22 protein-coding genes are annotated in these 14,448 nt (G+C 32.6%); 18 read left to right on the top strand and 4 right to left on the bottom strand.

All coding sequences use genetic code 11. The annotated features are described in order from the left end of the window. Window positions 1-41: 41 nt before the first annotated feature. A complete protein-coding gene (locus ACHUFV_RS11680) occupies window positions 42-536 on the bottom strand; it encodes a hypothetical protein (RefSeq protein WP_394234233.1) in 495 nt (164 codons plus the stop codon). An 818-nt stretch (window positions 537-1,354) separates the two neighbouring features. On the opposite strand from ACHUFV_RS11680, the gene ACHUFV_RS11675 reads away from it, so the two are divergent. The 11 genes from ACHUFV_RS11675 to ACHUFV_RS11630 all read left to right on the top strand — a co-directional run bounded on the left by ACHUFV_RS11675 (window position 1,355) and on the right by ACHUFV_RS11630 (window position 8,324). Then, the gene (locus ACHUFV_RS11675; protein WP_394234231.1) at window positions 1,355-1,924 is read left to right on the top strand and encodes a hypothetical protein; all 570 of its coding nucleotides are present in this window, start codon (window positions 1,355-1,357) and stop codon (window positions 1,922-1,924) included. Window positions 1,925-2,043: 119 nt separating this feature from the next. Beyond that, window positions 2,044-3,312 (top strand): hypothetical protein, encoded by a 1,269-nt coding sequence (locus ACHUFV_RS11670; protein WP_394234230.1) that lies wholly within the window; start codon window positions 2,044-2,046, stop codon window positions 3,310-3,312. A 221-nt stretch (window positions 3,313-3,533) separates the two neighbouring features. After that, window positions 3,534-4,187 (top strand): hypothetical protein, encoded by a 654-nt coding sequence (locus ACHUFV_RS11665; RefSeq protein ID WP_394234228.1) that lies wholly within the window; start codon window positions 3,534-3,536, stop codon window positions 4,185-4,187. Window positions 4,188-4,251: 64 nt separating this feature from the next. Next, window positions 4,252-4,458 carry a hypothetical protein gene (locus tag ACHUFV_RS27430; protein WP_463515873.1) on the top strand — a complete coding sequence of 69 codons (207 nt, stop codon included), beginning with the start codon at window positions 4,252-4,254 and terminating at the stop codon, window positions 4,456-4,458. Window positions 4,459-4,553: 95 nt separating this feature from the next. Beyond that, window positions 4,554-4,895, top strand: a complete 342-nt coding sequence (locus ACHUFV_RS11660) for a hypothetical protein (protein WP_394234227.1) — start codon at window positions 4,554-4,556, stop codon at window positions 4,893-4,895. 63 nt (window positions 4,896-4,958) lie between these two features. Then, window positions 4,959-5,468: a YcxB family protein gene (locus ACHUFV_RS11655; RefSeq protein WP_394234225.1), complete on the top strand. Its 510-nt coding sequence runs from the start codon at window positions 4,959-4,961 to the stop codon at window positions 5,466-5,468. 191 nt (window positions 5,469-5,659) lie between these two features. Next, a complete protein-coding gene (locus ACHUFV_RS11650) occupies window positions 5,660-5,896 on the top strand; it encodes a hypothetical protein (RefSeq protein ID WP_394234223.1) in 237 nt (78 codons plus the stop codon). Window positions 5,897-6,012: 116 nt separating this feature from the next. Beyond that, entirely contained in the window at window positions 6,013-6,729 is a 717-nt protein-coding gene (locus ACHUFV_RS11645) for a hypothetical protein (RefSeq protein WP_394234221.1), read from the top strand. Window positions 6,730-6,748: 19 nt separating this feature from the next. Further along, complete coding sequence (locus tag ACHUFV_RS11640; protein ID WP_394234219.1) at window positions 6,749-7,480, top strand: hypothetical protein; 732 nt, start codon at window positions 6,749-6,751, stop codon at window positions 7,478-7,480. A 236-nt stretch (window positions 7,481-7,716) separates the two neighbouring features. Next, window positions 7,717-8,109: a hypothetical protein gene (locus tag ACHUFV_RS11635; RefSeq protein ID WP_394234217.1), complete on the top strand. Its 393-nt coding sequence runs from the start codon at window positions 7,717-7,719 to the stop codon at window positions 8,107-8,109. A gap of 50 nt (window positions 8,110-8,159) precedes the next feature. Beyond that, window positions 8,160-8,324, top strand: a complete 165-nt coding sequence (locus ACHUFV_RS11630; RefSeq protein WP_394234216.1) for a hypothetical protein — start codon at window positions 8,160-8,162, stop codon at window positions 8,322-8,324. Window positions 8,325-8,601: 277 nt separating this feature from the next. Here the strand turns inward: ACHUFV_RS11630 and ACHUFV_RS11625 are convergent, their stop codons facing one another. After that, window positions 8,602-9,066 (bottom strand): DUF2691 family protein, encoded by a 465-nt coding sequence (locus ACHUFV_RS11625; RefSeq protein WP_394234215.1) that lies wholly within the window; start codon window positions 9,064-9,066, stop codon window positions 8,602-8,604. Between the two features lie 30 nt (window positions 9,067-9,096). Next, window positions 9,097-10,146, bottom strand: coding sequence for an IS1595 family transposase (locus ACHUFV_RS11620; RefSeq protein WP_394234213.1), 1,050 nt, complete (start codon window positions 10,144-10,146; stop codon window positions 9,097-9,099). A 414-nt stretch (window positions 10,147-10,560) separates the two neighbouring features. On the opposite strand from ACHUFV_RS11620, the gene ACHUFV_RS11615 reads away from it, so the two are divergent. The 5 genes from ACHUFV_RS11615 (at window position 10,561) to ACHUFV_RS11595 (ending at window position 12,443) form a co-directional block, all read left to right on the top strand. Further along, on the top strand, window positions 10,561-10,767 hold the full coding sequence (locus ACHUFV_RS11615) for a hypothetical protein (protein ID WP_394234211.1): 207 nt from the start codon (window positions 10,561-10,563) through the stop codon (window positions 10,765-10,767). 100 nt (window positions 10,768-10,867) lie between these two features. Beyond that, window positions 10,868-11,560: a hypothetical protein gene (locus ACHUFV_RS11610; RefSeq protein WP_394234209.1), complete on the top strand. Its 693-nt coding sequence runs from the start codon at window positions 10,868-10,870 to the stop codon at window positions 11,558-11,560. A 128-nt stretch (window positions 11,561-11,688) separates the two neighbouring features. Then, window positions 11,689-11,871 carry a hypothetical protein gene (locus ACHUFV_RS11605; protein WP_394234207.1) on the top strand — a complete coding sequence of 61 codons (183 nt, stop codon included), beginning with the start codon at window positions 11,689-11,691 and terminating at the stop codon, window positions 11,869-11,871. Next, window positions 11,820-12,119, top strand: a complete 300-nt coding sequence (locus ACHUFV_RS11600; protein WP_394234465.1) for an HTH domain-containing protein — start codon at window positions 11,820-11,822, stop codon at window positions 12,117-12,119. Before ACHUFV_RS11605 ends, ACHUFV_RS11600 begins: the two co-directional genes overlap by 52 nt. Before the next feature lie 66 nt (window positions 12,120-12,185). Continuing rightward, window positions 12,186-12,443 (top strand): hypothetical protein, encoded by a 258-nt coding sequence (locus ACHUFV_RS11595; protein WP_394234206.1) that lies wholly within the window; start codon window positions 12,186-12,188, stop codon window positions 12,441-12,443. Window positions 12,444-12,535: 92 nt separating this feature from the next. Here ACHUFV_RS11595 and ACHUFV_RS11590 read toward each other — a convergent pair whose 3' ends face one another. Beyond that, a complete protein-coding gene (locus tag ACHUFV_RS11590) occupies window positions 12,536-13,030 on the bottom strand; it encodes a hypothetical protein (RefSeq protein ID WP_394234205.1) in 495 nt (164 codons plus the stop codon). A gap of 260 nt (window positions 13,031-13,290) precedes the next feature. On the opposite strand from ACHUFV_RS11590, the gene ACHUFV_RS11585 reads away from it, so the two are divergent. Together ACHUFV_RS11585 and ACHUFV_RS11580 are read left to right on the top strand one after the other, a co-directional pair. Then, complete coding sequence (locus ACHUFV_RS11585; RefSeq protein WP_394234203.1) at window positions 13,291-13,725, top strand: hypothetical protein; 435 nt, start codon at window positions 13,291-13,293, stop codon at window positions 13,723-13,725. A gap of 27 nt (window positions 13,726-13,752) precedes the next feature. After that, window positions 13,753-14,337: a hypothetical protein gene (locus ACHUFV_RS11580; protein WP_394234201.1), complete on the top strand. Its 585-nt coding sequence runs from the start codon at window positions 13,753-13,755 to the stop codon at window positions 14,335-14,337. Window positions 14,338-14,448 lie beyond the last annotated feature (111 nt).

The following is a 14,448-nucleotide window of genomic DNA, read 5'->3' as shown; positions in this document are numbered from 1 at the left end:
TAATGGGCTTTTTACCAATAATATGATAAAAGGCCCTTGTTTTAATGACATCCTTTAGATGGAAATATTCTGTCTCCTCTAACCTTGGCTATATTTACCACGTCCCAAGAAGTATCACTTCTTCTTAACTTAATCATGACGTTTGTTCCGTCTAATTCCTTATATAATAAGTAGCCAACATAGGAATTATCATATTTTGGAGGGATAGCTTTCTCACCGCTGACAATAAATAATCTTCTTTCCCCTTGATTATATCCATTAAATAAAGGTAATAACGATTTTAGATGTGAGGTTTCTCTACCTTCAATGATGATTACTTTATATAAATCATCGTACGTATAATGAGTAACACGACCTTTATCTCGATCTAAGATACTTAGCTCTGGAAAACTTGCTTTTATATCGTGCAATATTCTTTGGTTTAAGCTATTCCAACATTCATCCAGTTCAAGTTTCGATGAAGAATAGGTCGTATTGGTATTCGCAATAGTTAGCATGAACATTATTGACATAACCTGAAAAATTCTTTTATACATTGCTACCTCCTTTCTTTGTATTCTAATCCTAAAATCCTCCTTTTATTTATCATTATTGAAACTCCGAAGCCTTACTTTAAAGAATGTATATAAGTTGAAACTTTAAATGAATGAACACGTAATAAAGGTACAACGATGCTTACTCAACAGGTTTTTAAAGAAATAATGAAGATGTGACTAAAAATGAATGGAGGCTTTATCATAATGAGTCCTATCATTGTGTTACTAATTATTGTTCTGGCTGTTATTATGGATTACCTTTTATTTGATGTTAATAAAAATAGATGGGGATGGATGAAGAACTGGTCTAAATTTAAAAAGGTACTATTCTTTTCGAGTTTTATAGTTGCATCAGTTGTTATTTATTTGGGATTGAGTTTGTAGTTACTCTAAAAACGAAGGCGTTATCAAGGGATAATGCCTTTCTTTATTATTGTTTTAGCTATTTCTGGGGGGAGTCTTTGTACAGTTATGAATCGTTTGAAACATTAGGATCATTTACTTTATTAAGCATTTTGGTTACGTTTTTAATCGTATCAGTTCAGTGATTTTATTCTTTATCGTAATCCTGCCAAAAAATAAAAGTAAAATACTCAACGGTTTTACTGTAGTTAGTATATCAATTCTATCCATACTGATCTCGGCCCAAATCCTTTTTTACAATGGAATCATCGTTGACGAGATTAATTTAGGAGTAGATGCGGTTTCTACTTATCTATTTTTGGCTATCACAGTTATTAGCATACTGAATCCTATTATGAATTTTGGAAGGCATGGAAAGGAAAAAAGGTGCAATGTCAGTTATAGAGGGGATATTTATGGAATCAAAAGAGTTAAGCAATATGAGATTAAAGCAAGTAGCTGTTACAAACGGACTTATTTTAGCACTTATCATCATTCTTTTCACTGCTATCAATGTTTTTACTGTTAAATTTGCACATTTTTTCTTTGTTCTTGGGTTTTTAATTTTATTTCAAAGTATTTTTGGCTTTATAAAGGGCGACTCCACGAAATCATTTATTCCGATTTTTGAAAAGGTGACAATCTATGAAAAACAAAAAATGAAAAATGAATGGTATAAGGAACGAAAGGGAGGAAACGTTTGGAGGCTGATATTAAGTGGCTTTATGTTCTTTCAGTCATACATGTATCGTAATTTAACCGAACAAATATTTGAAATAGATCTTATATTTCTATTCATCATGGTCTTTTTTCTTTTGGTATTCGTTAATGTTAGTATGATTATGCGCTTTAGAAGGATTGATCGTTCTGCCTCTGAATTAGATTTGAAAGGTTATACAAAGGAATCAAATCTTATTGGCGGTGCTATCGGAATCTTGTTTGCTTTAGTGGTGTTTATAATCGCCATCATTTATATTATTTCATGAACTTAATTTATTGTAATCGTAGTAGGAATGAGAGTAATAGGATTGAGGAATTTTTAGAAATGTTGTCTTTAAATGAGCATGGAAAAAAGTAACCGTAAATAAATCGAGGTGAGAAACAAATGGATTCAAGAATACAAGAATTAATTGATATGACAAGAATTAAATTTGGGTTGCACAATTACTATTTGCAAAGACATAGTTTTAGACGAGACGTTAATTTTTTCAATGAAACGGTCTATAGATTTGGGATGGAGTGGTTTCCTAATCAAGTCACAGAACAAGAGGCTGATGACTCAAATCCAGAAGGAACAGCAAGCATTGAGATAAACGTACAAAGTCGAAAATTTGAAAGTGCTATTTTTGTCATGGGTAAGACATATGCAGAGGAGGGGATTATGTTCGCCAATCGTAATACGGAAGACATTATAAAATGGGTTGAAGATGAAACAGGATTAAAGTATGGGGAGCAATTTCAGATACATAAAGAAGAGGAAGGGGAAGTTCATTTTAAGGAATGCATCAATGGTGTTGCCGTTTCACCTTCTGGATCTATTGAAGTTAACTTTGATCAAGAAGGGAAACTAACCTTTTTTGCTGTACATGGTCAATTTCCTTCTAAAGAAATAGTGAAGGAAGAGACATATTTACTTTCCTTCGAAAAGTTAGAGCATTTGACAAAGGAGCAATTGAAGTTGCTTGAATACCCTTCATTTGAACAGAAAAAGTTATTTCCTGTTTATGCGGTGGAAGAGGTTTATGTAACAAATGACCAAATGACGAAGACATTTGAAATCTTTGTAGATGTAAGGTCGTATTTGCAAATAGACAAAGCGATTTATTGGGATAAACCTATTAATGGATTGTTTGATCGAAAAGAACTTAATTGGATTGAAGATGTATCCGCAGAACAAGCATTTTCGTGTGAGACATCTCCCGATTCATTTCCAATCTCTAAGATGGAGCAAGAGAAATGTGTGATAGCAGTCAGTGACTTTTTACGTCAGGAATATCTAAAAGATAATGGAAATTGGATTTTAAAAACCATTCATCGTGATAAAGGGTATATACATGCCGTTTTAAGAGGAAACAAACAAGACAATCGTGTATTTCAAAGAAAACTGATGATCATGATTGATGCGAAGAGTCTTCAAGTTGTTAATTATATGGATAACAAACCAATGTTAGAGGTTTTTGACCAATTTCAAGCACCTGAAAAAGTAACAGTTAATAAAGAAGAAGCGTTTGAAAAAATGAAAGAATTGTTTGAACTGAAACCTTATTATGTATATGACTTTGAACAAAAACAATATGTTCTATGCGGAAAATTAGATTGTGATTATGGGGTGAATGCATCAAGCGGTGATGTTATTGCATTAGATGATTTGTAGTTTGATTGGTTCAGAAGGAGCGTTGAGTTTGTATTTTTGGAGAATAACAAAATATGATCCATTAAATAGGAATGTTGATAGGAGTTATCTCGACCTTGAAGAATGGACTTGTTTTTCAGGGGATGGGACAAAGTTAAATTAGCGGGAATGATTGCAGTGAAAAGTACAGTTGCAATAACAGGAAGAACAGATAAAAAGGCAGTAAAGGGAGGAGGAATATGATGATAAGAAGTAAAGTGGCACTCATTAGTTCAGTTGTTATTTTAGGTATATGTATGTATTTATATTTTCCGTTTCCTAATAACATAATGTTAGAAGCACGTTCTACATTCATGTCGTTTCCAATCCGCAATCAAGATGGATTTATTCCCATTGGTATTGTTGGGTCTATTTTGTTTATTATCTCCATGATTTTACTTTTCAATAGTATAAAGAAATATCGCTTTCGGACAATTGTAATAGCTGTAATCGTATATGCAACCTTACCCAATCTTTTAATCACAATGTACCAAGAAACGTTGGCGAGTGGCATTAAAGCTATTTCATACGATGGTAGTGGTAAATGCAATTTTGAGAATGTAAGTGAAACCTTATTGAATGGGGAATGTAATTTTGTGTTACAAAATCGAAGCGGTAAAGACGTTTCATTTGAATTGGAATTTCTGGATTCCTTTTTAATGGAAGATGGGGTACGAATGGAGTCGTTAATGAATTTAGCTGGCCCATACAATATTACGATAGAGGCAAATCGTAAAAAGTCTATCCATTTGAAGGAATTACTTGATTTATCAGATGTTCCTAAACATATTGATGGAGGAACATCGAATGGTATTCATTTTAAGTTAATTGATGGGGTGAATACACGTACTTTATAGGTCAATATTTCTAACTGAGGAATTAGAAAGAACAAATATTTTATTCATGTAAGGAGATGATGTTTTGGTTAATCTTTTGGAAAATATTTTCCAAATATCAGCGATAATCCTACTCCTATGCTCATTCTACTATTATAGACACTTTAAAAAAATTAAGAGAGAAAGAAAACTAACTGCATTTGAGCTGTCAATTTATATTATCACTCGAATTGCACTATTTCTTTGTGCAAGTAGTTATCTACTGCTTTTTTTAGATAGAAGTTTTGGATAGAAATTACAGGAGCGTTTCTGTAAGGAACAGGAACGATTTTTCTAAGATAAATGTTAGTTGAATGTTAAGCTGATAGTGGATGGGAGACGTAAGTATTGAGCGTAAATAGCGATTCACTTGTACCTTTTATCATTATGTGGGGAATACCAACTTTTATGGTTGTTAGGGCTTATTTAAAGATGAATACGGGTGATAAAAAATCGGCAATCAATGATTTTAAGTCAGCTCGTTTTATTTTTACAATCGGTTTAACCGTAATAGGAGCTTTTCTGGCACATTTAGGTTTTTTATTCTCAGTAAGTATAATTGAGATTATTGGACTCGTTTTCTTTGCTTTGGGCGGAATCTTTTCGGCATTTGATACGTGGAAGAAAAGCAAAATTAAAAGTGTGTTTATTCTTGTTTTAATATCAGTTGCCATTTATTTATTAAGGTAAGTGTTAAAGGAATTTTTACAAACAAGCAATTTTCCTTGTAAAGAATACAAAAGGAGCATTTCAATGGAGATAAGATACAACTTAAAAGAAGAAGATTATTTAAACTTTAATATATTTCACGTAAAAAATTCAAAAACTGCCAAAAGAGCATTGAATATGCAAAGATTTTTAACGCCTATAATCTTTATTGTTTTATCCTTTGTACTTTCAAAAGTTGGGAACATGTCTTTCTTTGGGTTATTTATTGCTTTTTTAATAGTAAGTATCCTATGGATTATTTTCTATCCAAGATATTTTTATTCATACGTTATTCGAAATACTAAGAAAATGATAAAAGAGGGTAAGAACGATGGCTTATTAGGTAAACATCATATGATTTTGTCAGAAGAAGGGATAATCGATTCGACTTCTAATGGTGAAACGAAAGTAGTATGGTCTGGTATTCAAACTTTAAGTGAGGATAAACATAACATCTATCTTTATAACAGCTCAGTAAGTGCTTACATACTTCCGAAAAGAGAGTTAGATGACATTGAGGAAATAAAAACATTTTTTAAATCAAAGTTAAAATAAAGTATGAAAAACCTTTTTCTACTCAGATAAGACGATTTCGATTTCTGTTGAAGGTGCGTTGTTCCAGGATTGGAAGAACGCATTTTTTAATCCTCCAACTATCGCAAATTGTTCGTTCATTTATAGTTCACAGAAGAAACGAAATTGAAAGAATCTTGCATGTTAAAATTTAGTAAAGGGGTGATGGTTGCATGAAAAAGAAAAATAATCCATTTTATGAATCGATTGATGATCAGAATAATGAACCAATTGATGACCCATTCAATGATGTAATAGACCATTTTAACAAGATAGAAGGAAATGCTGGAAAACCTTCAAATGCAGATTTAGGAAAATTACCTAAACCATTCAAATACTTTGGATACTTTGTAATTGGTTTCTTTGTGGTAGCCATTCTTCTATCAGTCATTTTAAATATAATAAACTAAAAAAATATTGGAAACGCAAAAGGACAGCCAATGAAGAGCATAATGGGTGGTATTGCTCTTTTTATTTAGTGATAGGAAAAAACAAGCTGACTACAAATTAAAGAGTTGGTGTTTTAATGGTAATAAATTTTGATTTTCCATTTAATGCAGTTGCTATAATAACTGGATTATTAGCATGGAGTTCCATTATTTATTTAGCTTATCTTATCTATAAAAAGCAAACAGTAAGGCCGAAAGTATGGAAGACTCTGATTGTCATATTTGTTGGGCTTTTCTCCTTTTCTATTAATTGGAATTTGTTCGATACGATGTTAAAGTTTCCAATATTACCTCTGGGTGTATGGATTTTGTATTTTGTTCTTCAAGGAAAGGATGAACGGTGGCAGACTTATCGAGCCTTTGCCTGGTTAGGATTTTGGGTGAATTTTATTTTCTTAGCATCTACTTTAATTGCCATACCAGTTCATCATGTGATATACCCCAAAAATGAACCATTGACCTATATTTCAAATGTTGACAATGCTTCTATTCTAACTATTCATCCATCAGCAAAAAGTCGTTCAATAAATAAGGAAAGCCTTCAAAAGCAACTTGATACATTGAGACAAGAAGAAATTTATAGTGATCAGTGGTACGAAGATATGAATATGACTGAATCGAATAAAAGAAATGAACGGTTTCCATATCAACTTATTGGAACTTCGTCTAAATGGGGAAGTGGTCTTGATACAATTATTTATATTGAAGACGATGGTAAAGGGATCTTATTATCAACACCGCAAAAGCAACTTTATTTTCGCTCCGAAGAGTCGTTTGTAGAGGGGGTGGAATAAACGTGCCGAAGAAAAAATTGTGGAATTTAATAGGGTTAGGGATAGCTGTTTTATTTTCATCAGCAATTATATACTGGTTTATTTTTCAAAACCTGTTTCTATTCCAACAAATGAACAATTAGTTGAAGAGATGAATAGCATCTTTCCTGAAGCGGCCGCCAGTGTCATTCAAGACACAATTTCGGTTGACGAACACCATGTATTAGTACCCTTTATTTCCGATAAAGGCGATTACAGCCTAAGCTATTGGATATGGCAAAGACATAAATGGAGGATTGTATCTATTGATACGAAAGGAAGTCCGATGTTATGGAAGATTGATAGAAATGATCCTTCATCATTTTATTCTGTTTGGAATATTCACCCCGAAGACCAGTTAAGTTCGATTCAATTTTATCTAATTCGAGACAGAGGGTATCAAATCACAGAAGGAATAGAGAATTACTATCCAAAAGTACAAGTGGATACGAATGTCTCAGTTCAAGAAAAAAGTTATGGAGTGCTACGGCTCCCTAATGATTGGATAGCATTTATAGATGCATACATGAAAGTAGAAACAGCCAAACAGCCTGATTCTTTTTTTAATGGTTTTTTCCCTGAACAATACATGTCTTTTGGTTGGATTCCTTATCATCAGGCGAATAAAGAAACCTTTCCAGAACGTTCTGTCAATGGAAGTGGGTATTCAAATGGTAAGGTGGAATTAGAGCATGTGATGATATTGGATCAAGAGGACATAGAGCTTCCATAGCAATATTGATGGAAAGGAAATAAATGTGTTTCCTTTTCGGCTAAGGGAGAAACTTTCAGCTTTGTGAAACGTATGTATTATTGAAGAATAATACCCTTATATTAGGTGGAGATAAATTTGAATGAGGAAGTATTGAAGTTTGTAATTATTTTACTTGTATTTTCTGTACTTCTGAATATGTTTCAATACATTCAAATCAAAAGATACAAATTGAACGAACGATCTTATAAAGTATCTTGGCAGGAAGCGATGAATTTAAAAAATCCTATCAATCTAATCCTGTGGTGGATGTTATGTTCTTCTTTGGCAATTGGACTCATTTTTGGTTTTGTTTCTTTATTTATACTTTAGGCTCAGAAGAAATTAGTTTAACAAGAGTGAGGGAAACCTTAATAGATGGGGGTTTCCCTCAATTTTTAACATTAACATTTAATAGAGCCGTTTGTTTAAGGTGGGATAGTTATATGTTTTCAATTCTACTTTTTGTAGTTCTCATTGCGATAATCATTTTGATAGTCAAAAACAGACAGAACAAAAAGACAGTCTTAATATTATCAGCTATACTGATTTTGCTTCTTAGCGGTGGAATATTGTTTGTCAGGGATACTGTTCAAAACTTTGCCCCGTAATTTATTCAAATAATGGAAGCGACTATGGAGCAAGGGGAGGTTCGAATCGTTTGAGATGGTTTTTCTCTATTTCGTTTATTTTGCTTGGAGCTATTTTATGGTCATTAACCATTGACCAAATGGGAACTACAGGTCATATTATTATGAAAATTATAGGGGTGGGTTGTTTTATTCTTGCTGGTGTTTTTGTCAAAGAAAGAAAAAACAATCAATAAATCATTCTAAACAAAACGGGGTGATTTTCTTGAATAAGGAATAAGCACCTCTACCTACATTAAATGGAAGGTTTGTTGAATAATCGGGATTGAAACCTTTAAATCGAACTAACAACTGATTATGAAAGGGGGAAGTGAAATGAATAGTTTTTTCTTAATACTTATGGGCTTTTTTATCGTTAGTGCAAATATTATTGGGTTTATATTTTACAAAAAGGCTATGTTAATCAATAATGTTGATTTTTAAGACCTTTATGCGTAAAGGTCTTTTTTGTCATTACCACGCAGATAGCCTTGTTCTTGTATCGTTTTCATCAGTAATATATTCAACATCTTCAAATCCACTTTCTGTTGCATTCTTGTATAGTAATTCGATTGTTTCCTTATTTTTGCAATAGATGGTGACATAACAGCTATCGACCACTAATAAAACAAGCTCACATTGGCTCTTAATAAAATCTTCATAGGTCTCAATATCAGAAAATTCATCTTTTGGATATGCTTGTAAGTCAGCGAAAATAATATAATACTTATTGTTTTCTAATAGTTTTTTGAGTTCTGCACCTTCAATTGCTTTTTTATCTTCTGAGAAAAGCTCTTCATCTAATTCATCATCGCCTACTATATATGATTCACCGTTACCAATTCGCCAACTGAAAACAGTTGTGTCAATTGGCTTTAGCACTTCTCCAAGAAAGGTTCCATATTCATTTGGAATTTCAAAGCTAATTCCTCTCTTCATAAAAAACAACTCCCCCAGACTATTGTAAAACTAAGCAGTTTGTTTAAATTTCATCATTCTTAGACTTTTATACGTTTCAATGGTTGAAAATAATGAGCTTTCTACAATCATTTTACTCACTGTTTCGTTATCGCTACGATGTTTAACTACATCTAAGAAGTGAAACCAGCTCAAATAATTATCGAGGTATTTTGTAGCCACGCCATTAAATCTTTGTATCCAACCTTTTAATCGGCTGTGATAGTTATTGACATTTTGTATATGATAAAGACCTTTAACACGCTCTGTACCATCTGATTTAAAGCGATAATGTTCCAACCCTTTGCTTTTTGCATAGGTAGAAAATGCTCTCCAAGCATCGGTACAAAGTGTATTGTCCGAAGACAATTTTGAGCCGATTGCTTTATCCAATTGAGTTTTGATAATACGACCATTACCAAGAACCCCTGAAAAAGTTGCTTTTTGTCGGTCTCTTGCGATTAGGACACAAACCTGTTCGTGACTAATCCCACGAAATCTTGAGGAGCCACCACGCTTGCGAGACTTACGCCCTTCAATGTTTCTTTTACCTTTTTCAGAATACAAAAAATAGGTTTCATCCATCGCTACAATCCCTGAAAATTCATTAAAGTCCATTTGCTTTAATGCAGACAATACCTTATGTCTCCAATAAAAAAGTGTAACGAAATGAACATCACCAATAAGGTCTGCCGATTTGCGAAGAGAATAGCCTTCCAACATACATTTAATGAAATCTAACCATTTATCAGGCTTATGAGTTCGGTACAGAGGCGTTGCGGTTACATCTGTAAATGTTTTTCTGCAATCTTTACAACGGTATCGTTGGCGTTCAACCTCTTTAAGACCAATTTTCACTTTATATTTACCGAAACGAACCACTTGTTTAGAACTGCAATGTACGCAAATATATCCATCTTTATTTTTACGTTCAGTCACTTCTTGAAATACTGGTTCACTGGCTGAAAATGACGCAATAGAATTGATAAAGAATTCTTTTAAACGATGCTGTTCTGCGGAATTCAATTTTTTAATTTCTGCTATTAGCTCTCTTAACGTCATTCCAAACCCTCCAAACGAACATTCTTTTTCTATATTGTAGAACATTCGTTTGTTTTTATCAAATATCAACAGAGTTAATTAACATAGCCTACAAAAAAAAGAAGAATCTATTTTTTGTTGCTTTTACAATATTTCTATTAGCAGTTTTGTTTGGTTCACTCGGTGGTGCATTAGCAGTATTTATTATTAGTGATCCTTTTGCAATATTTTACGGTTTGCAAGTAGGATACTATTTACTAATAAATAGTGTTATCGTTTTTTTAATTGCCATTTTAGCGACTGTAATAAAAAGGTATAACAAAAGAACAACGTAATTCACGATTATTTTTATCTAAAAAGTGCAAGAGTAAAACAATCAGTTGCATTAATACATTCATAGGGTAGTGTAGAATTTTGCTTGAACTTGTTAAAGAAATGTACTCACCAAATAAGGTAAATAAGGCTGAAATAAATAAACGTTTGAGAGACGGGCTATTGGAAATTGACGTTTATTTTTGGGATAGTGAATGGGAAACTTGGCTACAAAAGTCGTCTGGTTTTTCACTTACTGACGACTTAAACAGTGCGATGGCACTTGCTAAGGAGAAACTGAAGGTATATTCAGGTGAGATAATTGAATAGAATTAGCGGTTATGGTTCAATTACTTACACTAACGGGGCCATCCTTGAATAAGCAGGGTGGGCTTTACCATAAGCAAAATTTAAAGTGGAGAAGAGTTGTATGAAAATTAAAAAGGGGATCATAATAGGCCTCATTTTCGGTTTAGGTTTATCAATTTTTACTTCCATTATCATCATGATGTTTGCACTGGGATTTGCAGAAGGAGGCATCACTTTTTTATTTAGAGGTAACGTGTTATATTCTACAACGATTATTTTTTTTATATTAACTTCCACACTGTTAGGATTCTATTTTACAAAACAGGAAAACACTACAAATAGAAAACACGAAATATTTGGTCTGTTAAGCAAACTTTCTGCATCATTATTTTGTATTGCTATAATCCTTATACTGGTTGAACAAGGGCTGACAAGTGGTGTTAAGTTTTTATATGGCGAAGGTTGGTTGTATTTTGCGACCATTGTCCCTTTTGCATTAACCTTCTCTGTATTAGGTTTTTACTTCACAAAACGAAAGAACGTATCGAATAAAAAATTATGGTTACTAAGTCTAATGTCTGCATTATTTATTACGTTATATAGTGGAACCATAGGTGCTTTATTTGGAGAGTTTGTCGTAAGGGGAGGAAGTCTGAGAACTTACACTGAAGGGGGATATACAGGTGTTAATGTTGAAGGTGTATTAGTTTGGGGAACCATTTATGCTTTTATTTTGCTTCCGATAACTGTACCTTTGGCACGCCTGATAATCCAAGTGTTCTTTGAATTACTAAAAAAATATAAAATAGTTTAATCTATTTAAATGGATTTAATGATTCGTGAAAACTTGCTTATAAACGAAGCGGATAAATTTAAGAAGGAATTTTATTAATTGTTATTGAACTATTGGTCATATGAACATATAGCTGGGGGTATTTAATAATGGGGATAGAATATGGAGATCCAAGAGATATTTTAAAAACGCTTCTTAATGATTATAAAATAACTCCTTACACTTTTGGTTTAATAAGCGGTCTTGATGAAAAAACAGTTTTGAATTTTTCAAATCGTAAATCCAATTTAAATCATTTATCTCACGAAAGGAAGGGCATATTTACTCAATAATTGCCTTATTATCAGATGGAATGACACATGTGTCAGCGGACGAAAGGGTCAAAGCAATCATTGAAATATTGAATGAAAACTATCAAATTTCAGCCAAGACACTGGCTATATATGCAACAATAGAGGAAACCGATGTAGATGAATTTCTGAGAGACTGCGATTCATTAACATTTGAAAAACGCTACCGATTAGCAGTTGTTGTCTTATTTCTCTTTAAATTGTTTTCTGGCAACAACCAGAATAATTGAAGCCCAGCTACAACGTTAATATAAGCCATTAAAGTTATTTACACAATATGGAGGAAGGGGGGGAGTTTGAACGAAAGAATTGCTGACTTTATAATCGCTTTTTTATGGGCTTTTTTCTTGTTTGATTTATGGTTCATATGGTCACTCTTTAAAAGCACAGAAGGTCAGTGGTGGTCTTTTTTAATCCTTAATATGGAAAACCCCAGTGGCCTGGCTTTAGAAATATCATTTTTTAAGATATTCATTGCTTTTTCCCTTTCTTTGCTAATAGCATCTTTTCTTGCGAGTTGGTGGAGAAGAAAGAGAAAGCATAATAGTTCTTAAACGGATGCTTTTCTGAAATAATCAAAACCTTTCTTAAATTTATATAAAACGAAAAAAAGACTGATATGAATTCAGTCTTGAAATTCTCTTATTCACTGTTTGTCAGTAAAGACAAATGTTTCTTTTAATGGTCTACCTTCACTTCCTTTTTGTGTCCAAATAACTTCTATCTCTAATTCAGTCGCTTTTTCAGCTAAAGGGAGATTGGCATGTTTATAAAACCCTCCACCATTTAACTGTTCTGCAAAAGAAATTGAGTGTGCATAACGATCCTGATTACAATCCTTTTCATTCGGACAGCCAAAAAGGGCATATTTTGTTTTAGAACCAGGTTCATTTCTATACATATAAACCTCCGTTGTTAAAACATCAGTACCAATTTTATCAATTTTTATAGAGTAAGTATGAAATTCCCCTTTTACAGGTTTCCCCAAATCCTCACCTTGTTCGGCTTCACCAACTTGAACTGACCATTGTTTTGATGTTTGCTTGATTGGTAATTTGTCGAAGGTTAAAGCAGTGGCTTCTAAAGTTGTTAATGACATACATAAAAGAGAAAGTAGACAAAATAAAGATAATTTTTTCATTGTTCGTTTACTCCTTATTTGAATTACCTATATTGTGCTTAATTTAGAATTAATTATGTAATTCTTGATCAATTTACAACAGTAAGGAGTTTACTGAACATTCGGAAGCAAACATTAAAGCTATGGGAATAGATGCGGTACGTCATTTTATTATTGTTCAAAGGAGAATTTATTTAAATAACAATTTAACTCTGACACCTCAATAAATGGATTATTCTTCTTGAAATTAGGAAAAATAGCTTTTGAGGTGAGCTTTTAATATGAAGATGGTATATATAGCGATTATTACCATTATAATGTTGTCTTTTGGTTCCATTCAGGGATACGCACAACCAAAAGAATGTCCTGTGTTAAGTGAATTAGAGCAAACTTCCATCGAAGATAAACAAGAGGTTATTGATGCATTAAATACTTTAATACCAAAAACTTATGGAACTGGAATAGATGACTTTTCTGACATATATACTGAATGGAATGTCGTAACTGCCAAACCTTTTCCTAAAACGGTTGGTAATAAAGAAGAGGAAGACTATTTTGGAATGGCAAAGAACTTCTGTGGTAAAGAAATTGCTGAGAAGTCATGGCTTGTACGTTTAGATTTCCCAAAAGCACCTGGAGCTAACTTAGCCCAAGGTCAAATATTTTTAGCAAAAAGTAAGGAAAAAGGATGGTTTGTTTGGTTTCAATATCATTAAATTGCTAAACATAGAGGAGCTTATTATATGACACCAAAAGTTTTATCCATCATTTTTGTATTATCTGTTTTAATGATAGCAGGACAGCAAGCACAAGCAGAAAGTAATCTCACGTCAGCTAAGGATTCTATAAAAGAAGAAATGGACTACTTATTCCCTGATAATAAAGAAAAGGTATTTACTGAAACGGTAGATCAATTTTATGAGGCATTAAGGAAAAGGAGTTATCCTGTTCATCAGGAGTTTTATAGAAAACATTATGAGTTTTATAAAAAACATAAGAATAAACTTGGAAACATGGATACCGCTCTTTTTAAAGACATGCCCGATGCATCAGTAAATTTTAGAAAAAAGATACTTTTTCATGAGGTAGAAAAATTTAATTATATAACTTGGGATGGAAACGGAATTCCTAATACCCACCCAAATATAAAAGTGAAGTATAATCAGGCAATTAGTCCAGATAGACAAGTATATTTTTTCTACTCTTTTAAAGATACAGATAGAGAATTTAGAGGAAGATGTGCGGTATATGATGTTGAAACAAAACAACTAATTGCTGGTGGAGAAACCTATATTAATAAGTTTCCACAAATAAGAAGTGAAAATTGAGCCAAATCCTGGTTCTATTTAATTTGCTTTAGATGAAACAGACATTACAACGATTATAATAATAGAAGAACAAAATACATTGGAAAATACGTCAGCTCAAAGAGGTATTTA

Origin of the sequence: Niallia oryzisoli (assembly GCF_043641075.1) — a bacterium.
Classification (GTDB): Bacteria; Bacillota; Bacilli; order Bacillales; family Cytobacillaceae; genus Bacillus_BD; species Bacillus_BD oryzisoli_A.
This window is presented reverse-complemented; position numbering and strand designations above follow the sequence as displayed.

Coding starts and splice junctions, on each gene's coding strand:
- ACHUFV_RS11680 (WP_394234233.1), bottom strand. CDS start 536: ATGTATAAAAGAATTTTTCAGGTTATGTCAATAATGTTCATGCTAACT.
- ACHUFV_RS11675 (WP_394234231.1), top strand. CDS start 1,355: ATGGAATCAAAAGAGTTAAGCAATATGAGATTAAAGCAAGTAGCTGTT.
- ACHUFV_RS11670 (WP_394234230.1), top strand. CDS start 2,044: ATGGATTCAAGAATACAAGAATTAATTGATATGACAAGAATTAAATTT.
- ACHUFV_RS11665 (WP_394234228.1), top strand. CDS start 3,534: ATGATAAGAAGTAAAGTGGCACTCATTAGTTCAGTTGTTATTTTAGGT.
- ACHUFV_RS11655 (WP_394234225.1), top strand. CDS start 4,959: ATGGAGATAAGATACAACTTAAAAGAAGAAGATTATTTAAACTTTAAT.
- ACHUFV_RS11650 (WP_394234223.1), top strand. CDS start 5,660: ATGAAAAAGAAAAATAATCCATTTTATGAATCGATTGATGATCAGAAT.
- ACHUFV_RS11645 (WP_394234221.1), top strand. CDS start 6,013: ATGGTAATAAATTTTGATTTTCCATTTAATGCAGTTGCTATAATAACT.
- ACHUFV_RS11625 (WP_394234215.1), bottom strand. CDS start 9,066: ATGAAGAGAGGAATTAGCTTTGAAATTCCAAATGAATATGGAACCTTT.
- ACHUFV_RS11620 (WP_394234213.1), bottom strand. CDS start 10,146: ATGACGTTAAGAGAGCTAATAGCAGAAATTAAAAAATTGAATTCCGCA.
- ACHUFV_RS11615 (WP_394234211.1), top strand. CDS start 10,561: ATGTACTCACCAAATAAGGTAAATAAGGCTGAAATAAATAAACGTTTG.
- ACHUFV_RS11610 (WP_394234209.1), top strand. CDS start 10,868: ATGAAAATTAAAAAGGGGATCATAATAGGCCTCATTTTCGGTTTAGGT.
- ACHUFV_RS11605 (WP_394234207.1), top strand. CDS start 11,689: ATGGGGATAGAATATGGAGATCCAAGAGATATTTTAAAAACGCTTCTT.
- ACHUFV_RS11590 (WP_394234205.1), bottom strand. CDS start 13,030: ATGAAAAAATTATCTTTATTTTGTCTACTTTCTCTTTTATGTATGTCA.
- ACHUFV_RS11585 (WP_394234203.1), top strand. CDS start 13,291: ATGAAGATGGTATATATAGCGATTATTACCATTATAATGTTGTCTTTT.
- ACHUFV_RS11580 (WP_394234201.1), top strand. CDS start 13,753: ATGACACCAAAAGTTTTATCCATCATTTTTGTATTATCTGTTTTAATG.